This is a genomic window from Streptomyces luteogriseus, assembly GCF_014205055.1.
Classification (GTDB): domain Bacteria; phylum Actinomycetota; class Actinomycetes; order Streptomycetales; family Streptomycetaceae; genus Streptomyces; species Streptomyces luteogriseus.
Window position 1 is genome coordinate 1,172,985 of record NZ_JACHMS010000001.1, and the last position, 23,200, is coordinate 1,196,184.

A 23,200-nucleotide genomic window follows, 5' to 3' on the forward strand; every position below is an offset into this window, starting at 1 on the left:
AACTGCGCGATCAGCCACGACGGGCGCGCGGCCGGGAACGGGCAGCAGTCCTCCCCGAGCTCTCGGCAGCCACACGAGAGAGGCACCCTGTGACGGACGTCAACACCGAGGCCCGACGCCCCAAGGTCCTCGTCGTCGGCATGGACGGCCTGCGCTACGACCGCCTGACCCGGTCCCCCGCCACCGCACCCGTGCTGCACGCCCTGATGGCCACAGGCGCCGTCGGCACGAGCCTGCTGCCCTACGGCCGAGCGGACGACGAGCCCTCGCCCGGCACGGCCTACACCGACTCCGGACCCGGCTGGTCGAGCATCCTCACCGGGGTGTGGCCCGACCGCCACGGGGTCACCGGCAACGACTTCAAAGGCGCCGACTACGCCCGCTACCCCGACTTCCTGACCCGCGCCGCCCGCGCCCGGCCCGGTCTGCGCACGGCGGCCGCGGTGTCCTGGCCCGCCCTGGTCCGCCGCGGCACCCTCGGCCGGGCCATCGGCCGGCGGGTGCGCCACAACGGCGAATCCAGGGGCTACGAGACCGCGGACCGCCGCGTCGCCCGCACCGCCCTGCGCTGGCTCACCACGTCCGACCCGGACGTGCTGTTCGTGTACTTCGGTGCCACCGACGAGGCGGGCCACCGAACGGGCCCCCTCTCCTCCGCCTACGACCGGGCCCTCCTCACCCAGGACGCCCATCTCGGGCGGCTCCTGGAGGCCATCGACGCCCGGGCATCGGCCCCCCGGCGCGCCGAGGAGCACTGGACCGTGCTGATCACCACGGACCACGGGCACCTCGACTCCGGTGGCCACGGCGGCGACTCGCGTGCCGAGCGCGAGGTGTTCGTCGTCCTCGCCGAACCGGGTGGACCCGCCCGGCCCGGAGGCACCCGGCTCGACACACCCCGCCTCATCGACATCGCCTCCACCGTCCTGGACCGTCTCGGCATCCCCGTGAACCCCGCCTGGGGCCTGCAAGGCCGGGTCCTGCCCGGGACCACCGCACCGACTTCGGAATGGTCATGAACGACGCACCCCTCGATCCCCTGACAGCCCTGCGCCCCTGGGCGGCCCCCGAGGTGACCTCCTGGCGCCGGCTGCCGATGAACGCCGTCGACCGGCGCCCCGGAGCCGTCCCGCTCGACGGCGACTGGCACTTTCAGCTGCTGCCCGCACCGGACGCCCCGCTCGGGGAGGTCTGGTCGTCGTCGTACGTGCCCGGCGCGTGGACCATGCAGGGCACCGACGACCTCCCGCGGTACCTGAACATCCGCATGCCGTTCGCCGAGTTCCCGCCCGACGTGCCCGCCGCCAACCCGACCGGGGTGTACGAGCGTGGGGTGGACGTGCCCGCCGAGTGGGCCGGGCGGCGGATCGTGCTCCAGGTCGGCGCCGCCGAGAGCGTGCTGCTGGTGCACGTGGACGGGCGGCCTGTCGGGATCTCCAAGGACTCGCACCTGGCCGCCGAGTTCGATCTGACGGGCCTGGTGCGCCCCGGCGAGCGGGCCACCGTGCGCCTGACCGTGGTGAAGTGGTCGGACGCCTCGCACATCGAGGACCAGGACCAGTGGTGGCACGGCGGGATCACCCGCTCGGTGCTGCTGTACGCCGTCGACCCCCTGCATCTCGCGGACGTGACCGTGCGGGCCCGGCGGGACGGCGATCTGCTGGTGGAGTGCCGGGTGCGGGACGCGGGCGGGCCGCTGCCCGAGGGCTGGTACGTCAGCGGGGAGCTGGACGGGCAGCCGCTCACGCAGGACGCGGAGTTCGACCGGGCCAACGCCGAGGACGAGCGCGTCTCGGACTTCCTCGGGGAGGCGCGGCTGCGTGCCGCCGTAGCGGACGTGCGCACCTGGAACGCCGAGACGCCCGAGCTGTACGACCTGACCGTCCGCCTCCACCGCGCCGACGGCACGGTCGCCGACACTTCCCGGCACCGCGTCGGCTTCCGCGACGTCGAGATCGTCGGCCGGGACCTGCTGGTGAACGGCGAGCGGGTGTTCATCCGGGGCGTCAACCGGCACGACTTCCATCCGCTCACCGGGCGGACGGTGACGTACGACGACATGCGCGCGGACCTGGTCCTGCTGAAGCGGTTCGGCTTCAACGCGATCCGCACCGCGCACTACCCGAACGACCCGGCCCTGTACGACCTGGCGGACGAGCTCGGCTTCTACGTCGTCGACGAGGCCGACATCGAGTCCCACGACCACGCGCACGAGATCGCCGACGACCCGCGCTACCTGGGCGCGTTCGTGGACCGGGTCGCGCGGATGGTGCTGCGGGACAAGAACCACCCGTCCGTCATCATCTGGTCGCTGGGCAACGAGTCCGACTACGGGGCGAACCACGACGCGGCGGCGGGCTGGGTCCGCAGGCACGACCCGACCCGGCCGGTGCAGTACGAGGGCGCGGCCAAGCGCGGCTGGGCGGATCCGGGCCTGGCCTCCGACATCGCCTGCCCGATGTACGCCCCGCTGGAGGAGTGTCTTGCACACGCCCTGTCCGGCACGCAGACCAAGCCGCTCGTCCAGTGCGAGTACTCGCACGCCATGGGCAACAGCAACGGCACGCTGGCGGACCATTGGGCGGCCATCGAGGCCACCCCGGGTCTTCAGGGCGGGTTCATCTGGGAGTTCTGGGACCACGGCATCCTCCAGCGTGTGAACGACGGCAGACCGGCCGGGCGTGGGGGCGCCGGCCTCCATGACAACGGTGTCGCCGCGCCCGGGCACCGCTGGGCGTACGGCGGCGACTTCGGCGAGACGGACCACGACGGCGCCTTCATCGCCGACGGGGTCGTCTTCCCCGACCGCACCCCCAAGCCGGTGATGTTCGAGCACCGAGAGATCGCCGCGCCGGTGCGGATCGAGGCCTTCCGGCACGAGGGCGTCGTCCTGGGCAACCACCAGCACTTCCGGGGCCTGGAGTGGCTGTCCGGCGAGTGGGAGCTGTCCCTCGCCGAGGGCACCACCCTGACGGCGCCCGCCGAACTGCCCGTTCTGCGGCCCGGTGAGACGGCCGCGGTGCCGCTGCCGTTCGTGGTGCCGGAGGACGGCGGCGAGGCGTGGCTGACCCTGCGGGTCACGACGGCCGGGGACGAGCCGTGGGCACCGCGCGGCACGGTGGTGTGCCTGCCGCAGGTCCGGCTGCGGGCGGCGTGCCCGCCGGCGCACACCCGGGTGCCGGACGGCACGGTCGAGGTCGACGAGGACGGGCTGCTGGTCCATCCGCTGCTGACGTCCGCGCCCACCCTGTCGCTGTGGCGGGCGCCGACCGACAACGACGTACTGGGCGGCATGGCGGACCGCTGGCGGGACTGGGGTCTGGAGGCGCCCACCCGCGAGGTCGTCTCCGTACGGCGGTCCCCCGGCCGGGTCGCCGTGGTGTCCGACTACCTCTGCGCGGGCGGGACCGTCCGGCACGAGCAGGTGCTGACGGCCGTGGACGGCGGGCTGATCGTCGACGAGAGCGCCGAACTGCCCGAGGCGCTGCACGACGTGGCCCGGGTCGGAACCGTGTTCGAGACGGTCGCCGGGCTGAACCTGCTGGAGTGGTTCGGGCAGGGCCCCTGGGAGTCGTATCCGGACCGGGCCGCGGGCGCGCCCGTCGGCCACCACCGCCTCCCGGTGGACGAGCTGTTCACGCCCTATCTGCGGCCGCAGGAGAGCGGCGGGCGGCACGGCGTACGGCGGTTCACGCTGTCCGCGCCCGACACCACCGGCCTCGCGGTGCGGCTGGACCGGGCCCGCCAGGTCTCCGTGACCCGGCATCGCGCAGCCGATCTCGCCGACGTCGCGCACCATGACGAACTGGTGCCGCGGGCCGGGTGCGTGGTGCACATCGACGCGGCGCACCGGGGACTGGGCACGGCCTCGTGCGGCCCCGACACCTTCGCCTCCTACCTCGTCGCGGCGGGCGTCCACCGCTGGAGCTGGACACTGCGCGTTCTCTGACTTCCTCCCCCTCTCAGTCACCCCATGGAGCACCTGTGTGCACTTCGCATGACCACGACCCGGGCGAGGCGCCCCAGGCCGGTGCCGGACGACGCGGTTTCCTTCGTGCGACGGCGCTGCTCGGCGCGACCGCCGCGGCGGTGACCGCGGTGCCGGCCGTCACCGCCCAGGCGGCGGCCTCGACGTGGCGCCCCGACCCGCACAGCCGCCGCTTCACGCTCGCGGTGATGCCGGACACGCAGTACCTGTTCGACGGGCCGAGCATCGACAAGGCGCCGGTCGAGGCTTCGCTGCGCTATCTGCTGGAGCACGGCCGGGAGGAGAACATCGTCTTCCTGTCCCACCTCGGTGACCTCACGCAGAACGGCGCGCAGGAGGAGTTCGCCGCGATCGGGGCGGCGTTCCGGCTGCTGGACCGGCGGGGCGTCGGCTACAGCGTCCTGGCCGGCAACCACGACGTGAAATCGTCGACGACCGACCAGCGCGGCAGCACCCCGTACCTGGACGCCTTCGGGCCTCGGCGGTTCGAGAAGCAGCGGACGTTCGGCGGGGCCTCCCCGGACGGCTACAACTCCTTCCACCGGTTCCAGGCGGGCGGCCGGGAGTGGCTGGTGCTTGCCCTGGACTGGCGGCTGTCGCCGCAGGGTTACGCGTGGGCCAAGGGCGTACTGGCGAAGCACCCGAAGACGCCGGTGATCCTCACGACGCACGAACTGGTCGTCGAGGACGACACGTTGTCGGACTACGGGCAGCAGCTGTGGGACCAGCTCGTCGAGGACCACGACCAGATCTTCCTGGCCCTGGGCGGGCACTACTGGCCCGCCGCCCGCGCGACCCGGAAGAACGCGGCCGGGCACGACGTCCATCTGCATCTGACGAACTACCAGAACCGCTATTTCGGCGGCGCGGCGATGATCCGCCTCTACCGCTTCGACCTGGACCGGGGCGTCATCGACGTGGAGACGGTCTCGCCCTGGATCCTCGGCCGGGCCGGGAAGGGGCTCAACGAGCTGGAGCGGCAGGAGATGGAGCTGAGCGGCGACGCCGACCGGTTCTCCGTCGAGATCGACTTCGAGCGGCGCTTCTCCGGTTTCGTGCCCGTGCCCGCCCGTCCGGCACGGCCCGCCGCGAAATTGCTCGTCCCCGGCACGGTGGCGTACTGGCGTTTCGAGAAGCCGGTCGACGGCACGGTCCGTGACCTGTCCGGGCGGGGCAACGACCTCTCCCTCGTCACGGTCGGCGGCGGCGCGCTGAGCTGGTCCGCGGACCACCACCCCGACCAGCCGGGCCACGGCAGCCTGGAGTTCGAGGGCTTCAAGTCGCCGCTGAAGGGCGCGTATCTGAGGACGGTCGACGGCGCCCCGCTCAACGCGGCGACGTTCAAGGACGGTTACACCGTCGAGGCGTTCTACCGGCTGCCCGCGGACTGGGACCCGGACCACAACGCCTGGTCGGGTCTGGTCTCCCGTACGGGCACCGGCGGCGCCGCCGGGAAGACCGGCGACGACCCGGACGAGCCGCTGGCCACGCTGTCCCTGTCCAACGACCGTGAACCGCAGTGGGCGATGCGGCCGCTCAACCAGCAGGGCATCGCCACCAACTGGGGCCAGGAGACGCCCCTGGAGACCTGGTGGCACCTCGCGGTCGTCAACGACGGCAGGTACACCACGCTGTACGTCGAGGGCTGTCCGGTGCTCCGCAACCCCAAGGCGCCCTCCGTCGGCATCACCTCCGTGGGACTGCCGTGGCTGCTGGGCGGCTACGAGTACGGCGGCAAGATCGACCAGATCTTCCACGGCCGGCTCGGCGACGTCCGGTTCGTCGCCCGGGCGCTGCCCGTCACCTCCTTCATGAACCACTGAGATCCCGAAGGGCCCCCGATCATGACCGAGCAGCAACTGCCCACCTGGGCCGATCCGTCCGTCTCCCCCGCCGCCCTCGACCCGCAGGGCGTGTCCCGCCGCGGCCTCCTGCGCCGCGCGGGCCTGTTCGGCGCCGCGTTCGCCCTGGGCTCGGCGGCGACCAACCGGACTCCCGCCCTGGCCGCCGGTGACAGACGGCCGGGCGGCGAGGACCCGCGCCTCGCCTACCTCGTCGGCGACCACCACATCCACTCCGTGTACAGCCACGACGCCAAGTACACGTTCTCCCAACTGGCCGCCGCGGGCGCCGAGTACGGCCTGGACTGGATGGTGTTCACCGAGCACTCCAACATCGGGCACGCCGACTTCGGGGCCGCGCTGGAGCACAAGGAGATCCTGAAGGCGCGTGCCGAGAACCCGCGTCAGCTGATCTTCCAAGGCCTGGAGTGGTACATACCGGCCGCCGAGCACTGCACGGTGTTCACCGCGCCCGGCCGGCACGAGGTCGACCTGCTCACCCGCTTCGAGAGCGCCTACGACGGCAAGCTCCTCGCCTACGACAAGGGCGGACCGGCCGACGCGGACACCGCCCGCAACGAGGCCCACGCGGTCAAGGCGATCAAGTGGCTGGCCGCGCAGCGCCGTTCGGGCTACGTCGACGACGTGCTGGTGCTCGCCAACCACCCCATGCGCCTGGGCATCGACTCGCCGCACGAGATGCGCGCCTGGCGGGACGCGGCGCCCGAGATCATGATCGGCATGGAGGGCGCGCCCGGTGCCCAGGGCGCGGCCATCCCCGGCTGGAGGGGTGCCACATCGATCCGGGGTGAGTACGAGAACAAGCCGTCCGCGCAGTCCTGGCCCGGCTACCCGGCGGACGCCTACCTCACGTACGGCGGCTTCGACTGGGCGACGGCGACCGTCGGCGGCCTGTGGGACTCGATGCTGGCCGAGGGCCGGATGTTCTCCGTCACCACCAACTCCGACGCCCACCGCATCGTCTTCGACACCTGGAAGAACGGCGACTGGCAGCCCGGCCGGAGCTTCGACACCACCGGCAGGCTGCCCGACCCGGTGAACACGGACACCCCACAGCCGGGCAGCGACTTCTGGCCAGGTCAGTTCAGCCGCACCCACGTGGGCGTGACCCGCTACGGCTACCGCGCGGTGATGGCGGGGATGCGCGCCGGCCGGGTCTGGCTGGACCACGGGCATCTGCTCGACGGGCTCGACGTCCGCCTGACCCGGGACCGCGACCGGGGCCTGGGCGTGACGCTCGGCGGCCGGCTGCGGGTGCGCAAGGGCGAGAAGCTCACTCTGAACGTCACGGTGACGACCGCCTCGCGGCCCAACCCGCAGGGGATCCTGCCCGAGTTGGCGCACGTGGACGTCGTCCGCGGCGCGGTGCGCGGCCCGGTCGCCGACCGCGACACCTGGAAGGCACCGGACACCCGGGTCGCCGCGTCGAAGGACGTCTCGGGCCGCAAGGGCACCTACACCCTGCGGATCCCGCTGACCGCGGGCGAGGAGTCCTTCTACGTCCGGTTGCGCGGCAGCGACGGCAACCGCAACGGCCCCGGCTACCTCGGCGCGTCGGTCGACCCGCACGGTCCGGTGCCGCACGCGCCCGGGGACGGTGACCCGTGGGCGGACACGTGGTTCTACTCGAACCCCGTCTTCGTCGACGTCGAAGGGTCCTGAGCCCCGGGTACCAGCAGGTCACGGACCGATCGAGCGGACGGGGCGAGCGGAGGTACGGTGGGCCGCGTGACCGGTGAAGAGTCGCTGCGGCCCCAGTCCCTCATGCTGACGTTCCTGGGCGACCAGGTGCTCGGCCGCGACGTGTGCGTGTACTCGGGCAGCGTCATCGACGTGTTCGCCCGCGCCGGGATCGGCGAGCAGGCCACGCGCTCCACACTGAGCCGCATGGTGGGCCGTGACCTGCTGCGCCGGCAGCGCGAGGGCCGCCGCATGTACTTCGGGCTGACCGAACGCTCGGAGGCGGTGCTGCGCGACGGCGAGCAGCGCATCTGGCAGACGGGCGCCGTCAACCGGCACTGGGACGGCACCTGGACGCTGCTCGGCTTCTCCCTGCCGGAGTCCTGGCAGCGCCGGCGCCACGACCTGCGCTCCCGGCTGGCCTGGAGCGGTTTCGGCCCGCTGTTCAACGGCCTGTGGATCGCCCCCGGCGAGGTCGACGTGTCGGCCCTGGTGGCCGAACTCGGCCTGTCCGCCCACGTCAAAGTCTTCCGGGCGCACGCGGACACCGGCACGGACATCGGCCGGATGATCGAGGAGACCTGGGAGCTGTCCGACCTCGCCGGCCGCTACGAGGGGTTCGTGGGGCGCTGGCAGCACTGGGAGGACGACCTGCCCGACCCCGCTGACGCCCTCGTGCTGCGCCTGCGCCTGCAGACGGAGTGGCTGCAGATCGTCCGCCGCGACCCACGGCTGCCCGTCGGACACCTGCCGGACGACTGGCCGGCCGAACAGGCCGAGAAGACGTTCCGGACCGTGCACGAACGGCTCTCACCACTCGCCCACGAGGCCTCGGCCCGCCTTCTGGACCTGGTGCCCGCGCGGCCTCAGGCGTAGAACCGCGACAGGCTCTGCAGCACCGCGGCCGGCTTGGAGGCGCCCTCGATCTCGATGGCGCCCTCGACGGTGATCTGCACGCCGCCCGGCACCTCCTCGACCTCGGCGAGGTTCGCCGTCAGGCGGATGCGGGAGCCCACCTTCACGGGGGACGGGAAACGCACCTTGTTGAGGCCGTAGTTGACCTTCGTCGTCACGCCCTGGACGTCCAGCAGCTCGGTGAAGAGGGGGATGAAGAGGGAGAGGGTGAGGTAGCCGTGCGCGATGGGGCCGCCGAAGGGGCCCTCCTTGGCGCGCTCGGGGTCCACGTGGATCCACTGGTGGTCGCCCGTGGCGTCGGCGAAGGTGTCGATGCGCTCCTGCGTCACCTCGATCCACTCACTGGTGCCGAGGTCGCTGCCGGCGAGCTTCTTGAGTTCGTCGAGGCCGTTGACGGTGATGCTCATGCGGATCCTTACTGGTTGCCGTAGCGGGTACGGACGCGGGATTTGAGGAGCTTTCCGGAGGCGGTGCGCGGGAGTTCGTCCGCGAGGACCACCGACTTGGGGATCTTGTACTTGGCGAGGTGGCCCGCGAGGGAGGCGAGCACCTCGTCGGGGTCGAGGGCGGCGCCCTCGCGGGGCACGACGACCGCGCGGGGCACCTCGCCCCACTTGTCGTCCGGCACCCCGATCACCGCGCACTCGACGATGTCCGGGTGGGTGAGGAGGCGGTCCTCGATCTCGGCGGGGTAAATGTTCTCGCCGCCCGAGATGATCATGTCCTTGATGCGGTCGACGATGTGGACGTAGCCGTCCTCGTCGATCTGGGCGGCGTCGCCGCTGCGGAACCAGCCGTCCGCGAAGGACGCGGCCGTCTCCTCGGGCAGACCCCAATAGCCGGGCATGACGTGCGGGCCGCGCACCACGACCTCGCCCACCTCGCCGGCGTCGACCGGCGACAGGTCCGGCCGCACGACGCGGACGTCGCTGAAGAAGTGCGGCACGCCCGCCGATCCGGCCTTGCTCACGGCGTGTTCGGCGTCGAGGAAGAGAGTGCCGGGGGCGGCCTCCGTCATGCCGTAGCCCTGGAGGAAGGTCAGGCCGCGCTCCTGGTACGCGGCGATCAGCGGGGTGGGGACCGGGGAGCCGCCGCAGGTGAGGATGCGCAGCGAGGACAGGTCCGCCTCCGGCCAGCGCGGGTGGCGGGCCACCTGGTCGAACATCGTCGGCACGCCGAACATGAAGGTGATGCGGTGGCGTTCGACGAGGTCGAAGGTGGCGTCCGCGTCGAAGGCGTCGACCAGGACGCAGGTGCCGCCCTTGAGCAGGACCGGCAGGGTCAGCATGTTCAGACCCGCCGTGTGGAACAGCGGGGCGGAGACCAGGGCGCGTTCGTCGGCGATCAGGTCGGTGTCGACGAGGACGTTGACCGCGTTCCAGGTGAGATTGCCGTGGGTGAGCATGGCGCCCTTGGGGCGGCCGGTCGTGCCCGAGGTGTACATGATGATGCAGGTGTCGTCGGCGCCGACCGGCTCGTCGATCGGCTCCGCGGGCGCCTCGGCGACGGCCGCCTCGTACTCGGGGCCGGCCTCCAGGTAGACGCGGACGTCCGTGCTGCCGGGCAGGCCGGCGACCAGACCGGCGTAGGACGGGCCGTAGACGAGGGCCCGGGCGCCGGAGTCGGCGAGCTGGTAGGCGATCTCGGGGCCGGCGAGGCGGATGTTGAGCGGGACGAAGACCGCGCCGAGCGTGCCGGCCGCGAACAGGGTCTCCAGGTAGGAGGGGTGGTTCGGGCCGAGGTAGGCGATGCGGTCGCCGCGACGCACGCCCCGGGCGCGCAGGGCGTGGGCGAGGCGGGTGGTCCGGTCGTACAGCGTGGCGTAGTCGGCGGACGTGTCGCCGTGGATCAGGGCGGTGCGGTGCGGGGTCTTGCGGGCCCGGCGTGCGGGCCATGACCCCAGTCCCTCGTTGCGCATGTCACGCCCCTTACGGTTTCGTCAGCCCGAGCAGGCGGGCCGCGTTCTCCTTGAGGATCTTCGGCCGTACCTCGTCCTTGATCGTCAGCTTGCCGAAGTCGGCGAGCCAGCGGTCCGGGGTGAGGACGGGGAAGTCCGAGCCGAAGAGGACCTTGTCCTTCAGCAGCGTGTTCGCGTACTGCACGAGCTGCGGCGGGAAGTACTTCGGCGACCAGCCGGAAAGGTCGATGTGCACGCCCGGCTTGTGGGTGGCGACGGCCAGGGCCTCGTCCTGCCAGGGGAAGGACGGGTGCGCCAGGATGATCTTCAGGTGCGGGAAGTCGGCCGCCACGTCGTCCACGTGGAGCGGGTTGGAATATTTCAGCCGGATCCCGCCCCCGCCGGGGACTCCGGCGCCGATGCCCGTCTGGCCGGTGTGGAAGAGGGCGATCGCGCCCGTCTCCTCGATCACCTCGTACAGCTCGTACGCCACCGCGCGGTCGTTGGGGAAGAAGCCCTGGATGCTGGGGTGGAACTTGAACCCCTTCACCCCGTACTCCTCGACCAGCCGCCGGGCCTGCTTGACGCCCGCCTTCCCCCGGAAGGGGTCGATGGAGGCGAAGGGGATGAGGACGTCGGCGTTGGCGGCGGCCGCCTCGGCGACCTCCTCGTTGGGGACGGGCGGGGTGCCGGTGGCGGACTCGGCGTCGACCGTGAAGATCACGGCGGCCATGTTCCGCTCGCGGTAGTACGCGGCGGTCTCCTCCAAGGTCGGCTTCCGCTTGCCCTCGACCTTGAAGTAGGCCGAGGAGGCGTCGTGCAGGTCGTCGTCGAGGGAGGAGTGTCCCTTGGAGGACACCTCGGCGTGCGTGTGGACGTCGATCGCGACCAGGTCGTCGACGTTCATCGAGGGGTCCATCACGCCTCCGGGAACTTCGGCGCCGGGATGCCGACCGACTGCGGCTCGGCACCGACCGAGGTGGGCCAGGCGTCGGCCAGCGTCTCCGGGGTCCAGCCGCCGTCGGCGTAGGCCGCCCTGATCTCCTGCGGATGCGACCAGAGTGCCACCTTGTCGCCGCCGATGCCGACGCACTGACCGGTGACGCCCCGGGCGGCCTCGGAGGCGAGGAACGGGACGAGGGCCGCGCAGTCCTCGGGGGTGCCGAAGCCCTCGCCCTTGCGCAGGAAGTCCGGGAGCGGCTCGCCGTTCCTCATGGCCTCGATGTACGGCGCGAAGGCCGGGATGGTCTCGGTCATCGCGGTGGCGGCGACCGGCACGATCGCGTTGACCGTGATGCCCGCCCGGCCCAGCTCCATCGACCAGGTGCGGGCCATCGCCGCGATGCCGGCCTTGGCCGCGGCGTAGTTCGTCTGGCCGAAGTTGCCGCGCTGGCCGGCCGGGGAGCCGACCAGGATCAGCGAGCCGCCCTCACCCTGCTCGCGCATCCGGACGGCGGCGGCTCGGGCGCAGGTGAAGGTGCCCTTGAGGTGGGTGGTGAGGACCGCGTCGAAGTCCTCGTCGGTCATCTTCCACAGGACCTTGTCCCGCAGAATGCCCGCGTTGGTGACGAGGACGTCGAGCCGGCCGAACTCCTCGACCGCGCGGTTCACCAGCCGCTCGGCGGCCTCGGAGGTGCCGACCGGAACGACCTCGGCGACGGCCTTGCCGCCCGCTTCCGCGATGGACTTCACGGCCGCCTCGGCCACCGCCTCGTCGACGTCGTTGACGACCACGGACGCGCCGTGGGCGGCCAGGGCGTGGGCGTAGGCGAGGCCGAGGCCGCGACCGCTGCCGGTGACGACGGCGGCCTTGCCGGAGAGATCGATGCTGGGCACGAGCGGGTCCCTTCACACGGAGTCGACTGCGAGTCGCTGGGGTTCGACTGCATGTCGCACGGGTTCGACTGCGAGATCGAAGCTAAGAGCAATAATTGTTGACGTCAATAGTTGTTGCCAACCCATGGGTGCGGGATGCTGGAATCAGCAGGAAGCAGGACCGAGCACAGGGAGCCCGCCATCACACGCGAGAACGTCACCGCGAAGCCCATCGACGCCCACGAGCCGTGGATGCGCGGCCTGCACGCCGACACGGGCTACCTGCTGTACCGCCTGGGCCTGCGCTCGGGGCAGCTCTTCAACGCCTGCCTCCAGGAGTCGGGGCTGCGCCTGCGCCACTACGCGGTACTGCGCTTCCTCGCCGGCACCGACGGCGCCCTGCAGCGCGAACTGAGCACGCGGCTCGGCTACGACCCGAGCGCGATCGTCGGACTGGTCGACGACCTGGAGAAGCTGGGCTTCGCCGAGCGCCGCCCCTCCCCGGACGACCGCCGCAGCCGGATCGTCGTCCTGACCGGCAGCGGCCGCGACTTCCTCCGGGACACCGACGAGGCCGGCCTGCGGGTGACCGGCGAGCTGCTGGGCCCGCTGGACCCGGCCGAGCGGGAGTCCCTGCACGCGCTGCTGCTGCGGATCGCGGAGGACGGCCTGAACTGATGTTGTGCAAATGATTGACGGCTGCACGATGGATGCATAACTTCACGGACCATCCGCGCCCCGTCCCCAGGGAGCCCACCGTGCAGCCATCCCCGCCTTCCCTCCAACCCACCCCCGATTCAAGGCAGTTGCGCCGCGTCGCCATGTCCGGCCTGCTCGGCACGACCGTCGAGTTCTACGACTTCCTCGTCTACGGCACCGTCGCCGCGCTCGTCTTCGGCGAACTGTTCTTCCCCCGGGCCGACCCGGCGGTCGGCACCATCGCCGCGTTCGGCACCTTCGCCGCGGGCTATCTCGCCCGGCCGCTCGGCGGCATCCTCTTCGGCCACTTCGGCGACCGGCTCGGCCGCAAGTCGATGCTGCTGCTGACCATGGTCCTGATGGGATCCGGCAGCTTCCTCATCGGCCTGCTGCCCACGTACGACACGATCGGCGTCTGGGCGCCGGTGCTGCTGGTCGCCCTGCGCGTGGTGCAGGGCATCGCCATCGGCGGTGAGTGGGGCGGCGCGATGCTGATGGTCGTCGAGCACGCCGAGCACGCGCGGGGGTCCCGGCGCGGCCTGTGGTCCAGCTTCACCCAGCTCGGCGCCCCGCTCGGTTCCGTGCTGTCGGCCGGTGTGGTCACCGTCGTCGCCACCCTGCCGGACGACGAGTTCCGCTCCTGGGGCTGGCGGGTGCCGTTCCTGCTCAGCATCGTGCTGCTCGGCGTCGGCCTGTTCGTGCGTCTGAAGGTCGCCGAGAGCCCGCTGTTCGCACAGGTGAAGCGGGAGCCGGTGGACCGGCCGCCGATCGTGGAGGTGCTGCGCCGCCCGAAGCCCGTGCTGCTGGCCGCCTGCGTCGGCATCGGCGCCTTCACCGCCCAGTCCCTGCTGACCAGTTTCATGATCTCCTACGCCGTCGACGAGGGGTACACCCGCCCGCAGGTGCTGACCGCCGTCACCGTCGCCTCCTGCGTGGCCCTCGTCGTCCTGCCCACGGCGTCGGCGCTGTCGGACCGCGTCGGCCGCAGGCCCGTCGTCCTGGCCGGGGCCGTCGCCTCGGCGGCGCTCGCCTTCCCGGTGCTGGCCCTGGTCGACTCCGGCTCCCCCGGCCTGCTGATCCTCGCCCTGGCGCTCGGCCACGGCGTCGCCCAGTCCACGATGTACGGGCCGCTGGGCGCCCTCCTCACCGAGATGTTCGGCACCCGCGTCCGCTACACCGGCGCCTCCCTCGGCTACCAGGGCGCGACCCTCATCGGCGCCGGCTTCTCCCCGCTGATCGCCGGCAGCCTGCTGGCCTCCTACGGCGGCGGCAGCACCCCGGTGTCCCTCCTGCTGTGCGCGGGCGCCGCGATCACCGCGATCACCGTGTGGCGGCTGCGCGAGACCCACACGGACGCCCTCGACTCCCCCGCCGCGACCCCCGCCGCCCTGGAAGGAACCCCGCGTTGAGGATCCGCCTCGCCCTGGTGACCGCCTGCCTGTCCCTGGCCGCCACCGCCCTGCCCGCGCAGGCCGCCGCCCCCGGCACCCACCTGGAGGGCCGGCTCCCCTCCGGCGCCGCGTACGTGATGGACGTCCCCGCGTCCTGGAACGGCACGGTCCTGCTCTACAGCCACGGCTACACCCCCGCCGGGGCCCCCAACCCGGCCCAGAACACGCCCGGTCCGGACGCCCGCGACAAGCTGCTGGCCGAGGGCTACGCCCTGATCGGCTCCTCGTACGCCACGAACGGCTGGGCGGTCGGCGAGGCGGTGCCCGACCAACTCGCCACCCTGGACCTGTTCACGGACAAGTTCGGCCCGTCCGGGCGGACGCTGGCCTGGGGAACCTCCTACGGCGGCTTCGTCACGAGCATGCTCGCCGAGCGGCACGCCGACCGGTTCGACGGTTCGCTGTCGATGTGCGGGCTGGTGCAGGGCGGTGTCGCCAACTGGAACAGCACCCTGGACCCGGTGTTCGCGCTGCGCACCCTGCTCGCCCCGGACTCCGGTGTCCGGCTCACGGGGTTCGCGGACCAGGCCGAGGCGGTCGCCGCCTCCAAGGCCCTCACCTCGAAGGTCGACGCGGCCCAGCAGACCCCCGGAGGCAGGGCCCGGATCGCCCTCGCCGCGGCCCTGCACAACATCCCCGGATACAACGACCCGTCGCAGACCGAGCCGGGCCCCGCCGACTGGCGGACCGCGCAGTCCAACCAGTACTCCGCGGTCCGGGGCCTGCTCCAACTGCCCGCGTTCAGCTGGCGGCAGGAGGCCGAGAGCCGGGCCGGAGGCAACCCGTCCTCGAACACGGGCGTCGACTACCGCTCGATGCTTGTCCGGTCCCCGCTGTACAAAGAGGTGACGGAGCTCTACAAGGAGGCGGGACTGTCCTTGCGCACCGACCTCTCGGCACTGGGCCGAGCACCCCGGATCTCCGCCGACCCGACGGCGGTGCGGTGGATGCGCGGCACCAGCGTGCTCTCCGGCCGCCTCACCGACCCCCAGCTGAACATCCACACCACCGGCGACGCCCTCATCCCGGTGCAGGCGGAGAGCGCCTACCGGCGGGCCGCGACGGCTGCGGGCTCCGCCGGGCTCCTGCGCCAGGCGTACGTCGACGCCCCGGGCCACTGCACCTTCACCCAGGGCGAGACACTGGCCGCCCTGCACACCCTGGAGCACCGCCTGGACACCGGCCGCTGGGACGCCTCGCCCGGCGCCCTCAACTCCCGCGCGAGGGCCGAGGACCCGAGGGCCGAACCCCGCTACCTCCCCTACCGCCCGAGCACCTACCCCCGTCCCTACGATCTCGCCCACCCGGGAGACGCCCGGCCATGACCGCCCCCACCGCGCCCGACCGACTGCTGTCCGTGCTCGCCGCCTTCGACCACGAGCATCCGGCACTGTGCCTGACGGACATCAGCCGGCGGGCCGGGCTGAGCCTGACCACCGCGCACCGGCTGGTGGGCGCGCTCACCGAGTGGGGCGCCCTGGAGCGGGACGAGTCCGGCGTCTACCACGTCGGGCTGCGGCTGTGGGAGCTCGCCGCCCTGGCCCCGCGCGGCCTCGCCCTGCGGCAGATCGCGCTGCCGTATCTGGAGGACCTGTACGAGGCGACGCACGAGAACGTGCAGCTGGCCGTGCGGGACGGCCGGGACGTCGTCTACATCGAGTGGCTGTCGGGGCGGTCGGCGGTCGGTGTGCACATCCGCGTCGGCGCCCGCTGGCCGCTGCACGCCACCGGGGTCGGACTCGCCCTGCTCGCCCACGGCGAACCGGTGTTCCGGAAGGAGTACTGCGAGGGCGACCTCACGTCCTTCACCCCGTACACGATCACCGAACCGGAGCGGCTGCGGCGGGTGCTGGCCGACGTGCGCAGGTCGGGCGTGGCGGTGAGCGACCGTCAGGTCACCGAGGACGCCCTGTCGGTGGCCGCGCCCGTGCGCGGCGCGGACGGCACGGTGACCGCCGCCGTGTCGATCGTGGTGCCCCATGCGGACGCCCAGGTGCCGGTCCTCGGACCGGCGGTGCGGGTGGCGGCGCGTGGGATCTCGCGGGCACTGGGGTGGCAGCCCTGAGCCCTCCCGGTCGCCGCCGTCAGGTCTCGCGAGCCGGGGCCATGGCCCAGCGGATGGTCCGGGTCAGGGCGCGGCCGGTGGGGTGTACGGCGAGGTCCTCGACGACCGGGACCCGGGGCAGCCGGAGCATGCCGCGTGCCCAGGGCGGGAGCAAGGTCACGGCGTTCGCGGCCAGCCCGCCGTAGAAGGGCCGTACGGGGAGGGGCAGGGGAGGCCGGAACAGCAGGAAGCGGGCGGCTGACCGGGCCTCGGGAGTGGCCCGCAGTTCGGGACGGTAGGCGGTCAGGCGCTCGGCCAGTTCGCTGCGGCTGCGCGGCGGGTCGACCGCTCCCAGTGCCTCGGCGACGCGTGCGGTGTCGGCGACGTAGGCGTCGTAGCCCGCGGCGTCCAGGGGCCGGGCCCCGTAGCGTTCGTGGGCGCGCAGGAAGCTGTCCGTCTCGGCGGCGTGCACCCAGCCGAGCAGATGCGGGTCGGCCGCGTGGTACGGCACTCCCTCGGCGGTCGTGCCGCGGATCCGTCGGTGGATGCCGCGCACGTGGTCGACCGCCTCCTGGGCGTCCGCGGCGGTGCCGTACGTCGTCACGGCCAGGAAGGTGCTGGTGCGCTGCAAGCGGCCCCACGGGTCGCCGCGGAAGCCGGAGTGCCCGGCGACCGCCGCCATCGCGAGCGGATGCAGCGATTGCAGGAGCAGGGCGGTCAGCCCGCCGATGAACATCGAGGCGTCGCCGTGGACCGTGCGGATGGGCCGGTCCGGCCCGAACCAGCGCGGGCCGGGCGTGTGGTGGATACGGGCACGGGTCGCGGGCCCGCCGGGTCCCGCGACGCGGCGGAACAGGGCCTGGCCCAGCTGTTCACGGACTCCGGTCGGCACGGCCGGCCTCCCTTCTCCTGCTGACCAGTGTCCGGCATGCCCCGCCCGTGCGGGCGTTCCGGGCCGGAGTGCTTCAGGAACCCGGTCCGGCCGCCGCGCGGTCGGCCCGGCCCCCGGCGCCGAGCGGCCCGGTGTAGCGGACCGGGCCCGAGGCCTCCAGGCGGGGCAGTGCGCGGCGGGCGACGCGCAGGACCACCGGGGGCATGGCCGGGCGGATGGGCTGGGCGAGACGCAGCCACGCCGGTGCGTAGACGGCCGTACGGCGGCGCTCCATGCCGTCGACCAGGCGGGTGGCGACGCTCTCCGCGGAGTACACGCGGCGGGCCGGCGGGGGCATGTGCAGGCGCAGTTCGCGCAGGACGTCGTACCGGTCGGCGTCGCGGATCATGTCGGTGTCCGTCCAGTTGAGGTAGGCGATGCCCACCCCGACCCCGCGGTGCGCCACCTCCGCGCGCAGGGAGTGCGCGAAGGCCTCGACCCCCGCCTTGGAGGCGCAGTAGGCGCTCATCAGCGGGGCGGCACCGATCGAGGCCAGGGAGGCGACCTGGAGGAAGTAGCCGGCCGTGGCGAGCAGGTCCGGCAGAAACGCCCGGGCCGTCTGGGCGCTGCCGGTGAGGTTGACGTCGATCACACGGCGCCAGGCGGCCGGGTCGGAGGCGAGGAGTGCGCCGCCCTCGGCGATGCCGGCGTTCGCCACCACGGCCGAGGGACGGCCGAGACGGTCCCGCACGGTGTCCGCCGCAGCTTCCAGCGCGGGGAGGTCGGTGACGTCGGCCTCCAGGGCGAGGGCCGGGCCCGGCAGGGCGGCGGCGACCGCGTCCAGGGCGGTCTTCTCGTGGCCGACGAGCGCCACCCGGGCGCCGCGCCGGGCGACCTCGCGGGCCAGGGCCGCGCCCACGCCGCGGGCGGCTCCGGTGACGACGATCGTGCGCTCGGCGAGCGGACTGCTTGCCATGGGCGGCCCTTCTTTCCGGCGCCGGCCATGCCCTGGGGGCAGGGTCAGCGCCTGGCTCCGGTGCGGTCGCGGTGGGCGAGGAGCCGCTGGGCACCGGCGAGGCCGGGAGGCCGGTTGCGGCGCAGGGCGGCCCGGGCGGCGTTGGCTCCGGGCGCGCCGTGCACGCCGCCGCCGGGATGGGCTCCGGCGGAGGCGAGGTACAGGCCCGGTACCGGGGTCTCCGGGCGGCCGGTGCCGGGCAGGGGGCGGAAGACGAGTTGCTGGTGCAGCGCGGTGGTGCCGCCGTTGATGGCGCCGCCCGCGAGATTGCCGTCGAGCGCCTCCAGGGTCGGGGGCGCCAGGATGCGGCGGCCCCGGATCAGGGAGCGGAAGCCGGGTGCGAAGCGCTCCACCTGGCGTTCGACGCGGTCGGCCATGAGTTCCTGGTCCTTGGTGTCCCAGCGGCCGGTGATGCCCTCGTCGGCGGCGTCGGCGCGGATCTCGTGGGGGATGTGGGTGTAGGCCCAGGCCGATTCGGTGCCCTGGGGGGAGCGGGTGGCGTCGGAGGTGGTCATCTGGCCGAAGATCGTGAACGGCCGGTCCGGGACCTGCCGCATGGCGATCTGCGCGGTGAAGCGGGTCAGCTCGTCCATGCCGTCGGCGAGGTGCACGGTGCCGGCCCGGGACGCCTGCTCGGCCTGCCAGGGCACCGGCCCGTCGAGCGCCCAGTCGACCTTGAAGGTGGCGAAGTCCCACTGGAAGCGCCGCAGGTCGTCGAGGAGTTGCGCGGGCAGGTGCGCGGGGTCGACCAGCCCGCCGTACAGGGCGGGCACCGACACGTCCGCGAGCACCGCCCGGCGGGCCTGCACCGCGTCACCGCCCGCCGTGCGCACGCCGACGGCCCGCCCGCTGCGGACCACGACGTGCTCGACGCGCTGCCCGCAGCGGACCCGTCCGCCCCGGGTCTCCAGACGCCGGACCAGGGCCGAGGTCAGCGCGCCGGAGCCGCCGGCCGGGACCGGGAAGCCATAGGTCTGGCCCAGCATGGCCATCAGCCAGCCGAAGCCGCCGCTGCCGGCCGACTCGGGGGCGAGGTCGGCGTGCAGGGCGTTGCCGGCCAGCAGCAGCCGGCCGCCCTGGCCGCGGAACTCCTCCTCACCCAGGCGCCGCACCGGCAGCACCAGGGAGCGGGCCATGCGCAGCCCGCCCGCGGCCCGCAGCCTCAGCGCGAGCCGTGCAGTGGCGCGGACGGGCGGGAACGGGGTGAACAGGGCGTCCAGGAGACCGGGGCGCAAGCCCTGCCACACCTGGTGCAACCGCTGCCAGGCGGCTCCGTCGCCCGGCTCGAAGGTGTCGAGGGACGTGGCGGTGATGTCGAGGTTCCGGTCCAGGACGGCGCAGCCGCCGTCGGTGAGGGGGTGGGCCAGCACGCTCGGCGCATGGCTCCAGCGCAGTCCGTGGTCCTCCAGGCGCAGCGCGGCCAGGACGGGCGAGGCGGCGGCGAGGGGGTAGAAGGAGCTGAACAGGTCGTTGACGAAGGCGGGGTCGACGCCCCGGTCGTGGCGTACGGCGCCGCCCGGTTCGGGCTGTTCCTCCAGCACTTCGACGCTCCACCCGGCGTCGGCGAGGACGTTGGCGGCCACCAGGCCGTTGGGGCCCGCGCCGATCACCACGGCGTCAGGCATGGCCGGCTCCGTCCGCGTCGGACCCCGCGGTCACCTGGCCCAGGCCGCGGCGGGTGCCTCCCGGGACCTTCGCCTCGGCCTCGCACAGTCTGGCCAGCCGGGCCAGCATGGCGCGGTGGCGGAGCTGTATCAGTGCCTCGAAGCCGACGTTGTGCAGCCGGCCGCCCGCGCCCCGCAGGGGATGCTCGTCCACGATCACCAGGCAGTGCTCGCCCCAGGGCCGCAGCTCGATCGCGATGCGTGCCGTGCCGAGCACTCCGGCGTGGGCCTCCAGCTCCAGCAGCCTGCCTTCCTCGCAGTGGCGGACGACCGTCTCGTTGTCGAGCCGCACCGGGCCGAGCCGGACCTCGTAGCCGATCGCCGCGCCGGTGCGCGGCCACTGTCCGCGCACCGGGTGGGACTCGGAGGTTCCCACCACCCACTCCGCGTAGCGGTGGCCGTCGGCGAGGACGTCCCACACGGCGCCCGGACCGACTCGGATCACGTGATGGCGTACGGCCACGGATGCCTCCTGCTGCCTCGACCGGCGGTTGCGTGCACCCCGAGTGCCCCCGGAACCCGCGGTTCAACAGTGCGGCGCACGGGAGGACGGGAACCGGGAGGCCAGATGCTCTGAGAGCGCTCTCGAAGTGCCGCAGCAGGCTGACCGGCCCCGGCTCGCCTCATGCTCGGGACTTCCCCTTCGGAAGAGGCTGTTCAAGCTGTGCACTCACCCCCCGCCTCCGCATCAATCCCGGCTTTACCTCTTGACGGCCGGAACCGCCAGGAGCACATTGGCGGCACTTTGAGAGCGCTCTCATCCTCCCGCATCCGATCCGAGAGGCATCCCCACATGAGCGACACCACCGGCACCTGGCGCAGACGGCGCCCGCTGCGGCGGGCGTTCGTCGCCGTCGTCAGCACGCTCGGCCTAGCGGCCGCCGCCTCCGCGGTCGCCACCCCGTCCGCGACCGCCTCCGCGCCGACGCCCCCATCGGGCTGGACGCAGCTGTTCGTGGACGACTTCAACGGCGCCGCCGGCACCGGCGTCAACACCTCCGACTGGCAGTACGCGACCGGCAGGGGTTATCCGGGCGGCCCCACGGGCTGGGGCACCGGCGAGATCGAGACGATGACGAACAGCACGGACAACGTCGCGCTCGACGGCAACGGCAACCTGCGCATCACGCCCCGGCGGGACGCCGCCGGCAACTGGACCTCCGGCCGGATCGAGACCAACCGCACCGACTTCCGGCCCCCGGCCGGCGGCAAGCTCCGCGTCGAGTCGCGCATCCAGGTGCCGAACGTCACCGGCGCCGCCGCCAAGGGCTACTGGCCGGCGTTCTGGATGCTGGGCGCCCCGTACCGCGGCAACTACTGGAACTGGCCGGCGGTCGGCGAGCTGGACATCATGGAGAACACCCAGGGCATGAACACGGTGTTCGCGACGATGCACTGCGGCACTTCCCCGGGCGGCCCCTGCAACGAGACCAGCGGCATCGGCGGTTCGACCACCTGTCAGGGCACCTCCTGCCAGGCCGGCTTCCACACGTACCGGATGGAGTGGGACCGCTCCACGAGCGTCGAGGAGATCCGCTTCTACCTCGACGGCGTCAATTACCACACCGTGCGCGCCGATCAGGTCGACGCGACGACCTGGAAGAACGCCACCGACCACGGCTTCTTCGTCATCCTGAACGTCGCGATGGGCGGCGGCTTCCCCGACGCGTTCGGCGGCGGCCCGGACGCCGGGACGCAGCCGGGCCACGCCATGGTCGTCGACTACGTGCAGGTGCTGTCGTCCGGCGGCGGCACCACACCCCCGCCGACCGGGAACCGCGACGCCTACTCCGCCGTCCAGGCCGAGTCCTTCGACGGCCAGTCCGGCGTGATCACCGAGACGACGGCCGACTCCGGCGGCGGGCAGAACGTCGGCGCGCTCGCAAACGGCGACTGGCTGCACTTCAAGGGCGTGAACTTCGGCTCCTCGGCGGCCCGGCAGTTCAGCGCCCGGGTCGCGAGCGGAGCGGCCGGCGGCGTCAGCGGGCTGGTCGAGGTGCGGCTGGACAGCCGCGGCAACGCGCCCGTCGGGAGCTTCGCGGTCGGCAACACCGGGGGCTGGCAGTCATGGAAGACCGTCCCGGCGAACATCAGCGCCGTGACGGGCACGCACGACGTGTATCTGACCTTCACCAGCGGTCAGCCGGCGGACTTCGTGAACGTCAACTGGTTCACCTTCGGGCACTGACGGCTCTCGCGAGGGGCTCCACGCGTGCGTGGGGCCCCTTTTACGCTTTCCGCGCGCGAGGGGAGCCCCTTTCGCCGCTGCCCGCCGCCGTCAGCGCAGTTCCGCCCGGAACGCCGCCGGTGTCTGGTCGGTGTGCTGGTGGAAGAACTTGGAGAAGTTCGCGGCGTCGGGGAAGCCGACCGCCACGCCGACCCGGCCGATGGGCAGTTCGGTGTGGGCGAGGAGCCGTTTGGCCTCGAGGACCACGCGCTTGTCGATGAAGGCCTTGGGGGTCTCACCGGTCGCGGCGCGCACCGCCCGGACCAGGGTGCGGCGGGAGTAGCCGAGCGCGTCGGCGTAGGCGCTGACGCTGTGGTTGGTGGCGAAGTCCCGCTCCACCGCGTCCCGGAAGAGGGTGAAGGTGGAGTCGGACCGCTGCCGCAGGGCCTGCGCCGAACTCGCCGCGAGGTGGGCGAGCCGCAGCAGGAACGCCGTCAGCGTGTGGCGCAGGACGGCGGTGTGCAGGCTCAGCGGGAGCGTGGAGTTGTCCTCGTACTCGCGCAGCAGCTGGGCCAGCGCGGCCCGGAGACCGGCGAGTTGGGGCGCGTCGGGGCGCAGCAGGGGCGGCAGGTCGTAGCGGTAGAGGCCGGTGGCCTCCACGGTCGAGCGGGGCAGGAAGCCGGGCTGCATGGTCAGCACGGTTCCGCGGTACTCGCTGCTGCGCGAGAAGCGGTGGACCTGCCCCGGGCGGATCCACAGCAGGTCCCCGGCCATGGCCTCGTACTCGGTGAAGTCGACCATGTGCCGGACCGGGCCCGCGCCGAACAGCATCACGACGTGGAAGTCGATGCGGTGCACACGCTCCAGGGGCGCGTCGGCGTGCCAGGTGCGGCCGGTCCCCATCGGGCCGATCTGCATGCCGACGCCACCGACGCTGAGCTCGACCGGGAAGGGGAAGGTATCGATCCCGTCGCCGCCTTGGATGCTTCTGTCCACGATGTCCACCAAGTACCCCTCGTCCCGCCCCGCTCGCGTGCCCTGCTGCCGGCGGGTGTCCCACTTTCACCACAGGCTGGCACACGCCGACCTTCCGCCATAAAAGTCAGACTTTTAATTTTGAACACGTCAGACC

Annotated in this window: 19 protein-coding genes; 10 read left to right on the top strand and 9 right to left on the bottom strand. The window is 72.8% G+C overall.

Annotated elements, in window-relative coordinates; genetic code table 11:
* The first annotated feature begins 140 nt into the window (after window positions 1-140).
* The 5 genes from BJ965_RS05465 (at window position 141) to BJ965_RS05485 (ending at window position 8,406) form a co-directional block, all read left to right on the top strand.
* On the top strand, window positions 141-1,019 hold the full coding sequence (locus BJ965_RS05465; RefSeq protein ID WP_184916803.1) for an alkaline phosphatase family protein: 879 nt from the start codon (window positions 141-143) through the stop codon (window positions 1,017-1,019).
* Window positions 1,016-3,949: a glycoside hydrolase family 2 TIM barrel-domain containing protein gene (locus tag BJ965_RS05470; protein ID WP_184907624.1), complete on the top strand. Its 2,934-nt coding sequence runs from the start codon at window positions 1,016-1,018 to the stop codon at window positions 3,947-3,949. Before BJ965_RS05465 ends, BJ965_RS05470 begins: the two co-directional genes overlap by 4 nt.
* Before the next feature lie 35 nt (window positions 3,950-3,984).
* A complete protein-coding gene (locus tag BJ965_RS05475; RefSeq protein WP_184907625.1) occupies window positions 3,985-5,811 on the top strand; it encodes a LamG-like jellyroll fold domain-containing protein in 1,827 nt (608 codons plus the stop codon).
* Window positions 5,812-5,832: 21 nt separating this feature from the next.
* The gene (locus tag BJ965_RS05480) at window positions 5,833-7,512 is read left to right on the top strand and encodes a PHP domain-containing protein (protein WP_184907626.1); all 1,680 of its coding nucleotides are present in this window, start codon (window positions 5,833-5,835) and stop codon (window positions 7,510-7,512) included.
* A gap of 66 nt (window positions 7,513-7,578) precedes the next feature.
* On the top strand, window positions 7,579-8,406 hold the full coding sequence (locus BJ965_RS05485) for a PaaX family transcriptional regulator (protein ID WP_184907627.1): 828 nt from the start codon (window positions 7,579-7,581) through the stop codon (window positions 8,404-8,406).
* Here BJ965_RS05485 and BJ965_RS05490 read toward each other — a convergent pair.
* The 4 genes from BJ965_RS05490 to BJ965_RS05505 are packed head-to-tail and all read right to left on the bottom strand — an operon-like array spanning window position 8,397 to window position 12,178.
* On the bottom strand, window positions 8,397-8,852 hold the full coding sequence (locus tag BJ965_RS05490; RefSeq protein WP_184907628.1) for a MaoC family dehydratase: 456 nt from the start codon (window positions 8,850-8,852) through the stop codon (window positions 8,397-8,399). The two genes, BJ965_RS05485 and BJ965_RS05490, sit on opposite strands and share 10 nt — an antisense overlap.
* 8 nt (window positions 8,853-8,860) lie before the next feature.
* Window positions 8,861-10,363, bottom strand: coding sequence for an acyl-CoA synthetase (locus BJ965_RS05495; RefSeq protein WP_184907629.1), 1,503 nt, complete (start codon window positions 10,361-10,363; stop codon window positions 8,861-8,863).
* A gap of 10 nt (window positions 10,364-10,373) precedes the next feature.
* Window positions 10,374-11,249 carry an amidohydrolase family protein gene (locus tag BJ965_RS05500; protein WP_184907630.1) on the bottom strand — a complete coding sequence of 292 codons (876 nt, stop codon included), beginning with the start codon at window positions 11,247-11,249 and terminating at the stop codon, window positions 10,374-10,376.
* A gap of 11 nt (window positions 11,250-11,260) precedes the next feature.
* A complete protein-coding gene (locus BJ965_RS05505; protein ID WP_184907631.1) occupies window positions 11,261-12,178 on the bottom strand; it encodes an SDR family NAD(P)-dependent oxidoreductase in 918 nt (305 codons plus the stop codon).
* A gap of 231 nt (window positions 12,179-12,409) precedes the next feature.
* Between BJ965_RS05505 and BJ965_RS05510 the strand changes: the two genes are divergently transcribed.
* The 4 genes from BJ965_RS05510 to BJ965_RS05525 all read left to right on the top strand — a co-directional run bounded on the left by BJ965_RS05510 (window position 12,410) and on the right by BJ965_RS05525 (window position 16,372).
* Window positions 12,410-12,835 carry a MarR family winged helix-turn-helix transcriptional regulator gene (locus BJ965_RS05510; protein WP_313667719.1) on the top strand — a complete coding sequence of 142 codons (426 nt, stop codon included), beginning with the start codon at window positions 12,410-12,412 and terminating at the stop codon, window positions 12,833-12,835.
* A 143-nt stretch (window positions 12,836-12,978) separates the two neighbouring features.
* A complete protein-coding gene (locus tag BJ965_RS05515) occupies window positions 12,979-14,265 on the top strand; it encodes an MFS transporter (protein ID WP_221513491.1) in 1,287 nt (428 codons plus the stop codon).
* Window positions 14,262-15,632, top strand: coding sequence for an alpha/beta hydrolase family protein (locus tag BJ965_RS05520; protein ID WP_221513054.1), 1,371 nt, complete (start codon window positions 14,262-14,264; stop codon window positions 15,630-15,632). Before BJ965_RS05515 ends, BJ965_RS05520 begins: the two co-directional genes overlap by 4 nt.
* Window positions 15,629-16,372: an IclR family transcriptional regulator gene (locus tag BJ965_RS05525; RefSeq protein WP_184907635.1), complete on the top strand. Its 744-nt coding sequence runs from the start codon at window positions 15,629-15,631 to the stop codon at window positions 16,370-16,372. Before BJ965_RS05520 ends, BJ965_RS05525 begins: the two co-directional genes overlap by 4 nt.
* 19 nt (window positions 16,373-16,391) lie before the next feature.
* Here the strand turns inward: BJ965_RS05525 and BJ965_RS05530 are convergent, their stop codons facing one another.
* The 4 genes from BJ965_RS05530 to BJ965_RS05545 form a co-directional block, all read right to left on the bottom strand.
* Window positions 16,392-17,243 carry an oxygenase MpaB family protein gene (locus BJ965_RS05530; protein ID WP_184907636.1) on the bottom strand — a complete coding sequence of 284 codons (852 nt, stop codon included), beginning with the start codon at window positions 17,241-17,243 and terminating at the stop codon, window positions 16,392-16,394.
* A 73-nt stretch (window positions 17,244-17,316) separates the two neighbouring features.
* Window positions 17,317-18,198, bottom strand: a complete 882-nt coding sequence (locus tag BJ965_RS05535; RefSeq protein WP_184907637.1) for an SDR family oxidoreductase — start codon at window positions 18,196-18,198, stop codon at window positions 17,317-17,319.
* A 44-nt stretch (window positions 18,199-18,242) separates the two neighbouring features.
* A complete protein-coding gene (locus BJ965_RS05540) occupies window positions 18,243-19,862 on the bottom strand; it encodes a phytoene desaturase family protein (protein ID WP_184907638.1) in 1,620 nt (539 codons plus the stop codon).
* Window positions 19,855-20,364, bottom strand: coding sequence for an SRPBCC family protein (locus BJ965_RS05545; RefSeq protein WP_184907639.1), 510 nt, complete (start codon window positions 20,362-20,364; stop codon window positions 19,855-19,857). The genes BJ965_RS05540 and BJ965_RS05545 overlap by 8 nt, the downstream gene beginning before the upstream one ends.
* A gap of 330 nt (window positions 20,365-20,694) precedes the next feature.
* Between BJ965_RS05545 and BJ965_RS05550 the strand changes: the two genes are divergently transcribed.
* The gene (locus tag BJ965_RS05550; RefSeq protein WP_184907640.1) at window positions 20,695-22,089 is read left to right on the top strand and encodes a glycoside hydrolase family 16 protein; all 1,395 of its coding nucleotides are present in this window, start codon (window positions 20,695-20,697) and stop codon (window positions 22,087-22,089) included.
* A gap of 90 nt (window positions 22,090-22,179) precedes the next feature.
* On the opposite strand, the gene BJ965_RS05555 is transcribed toward BJ965_RS05550, so the two are convergent.
* Window positions 22,180-23,067, bottom strand: a complete 888-nt coding sequence (locus BJ965_RS05555; protein ID WP_184916806.1) for a helix-turn-helix domain-containing protein — start codon at window positions 23,065-23,067, stop codon at window positions 22,180-22,182.
* Between the last annotated feature and the right edge of the window lie 133 nt (window positions 23,068-23,200).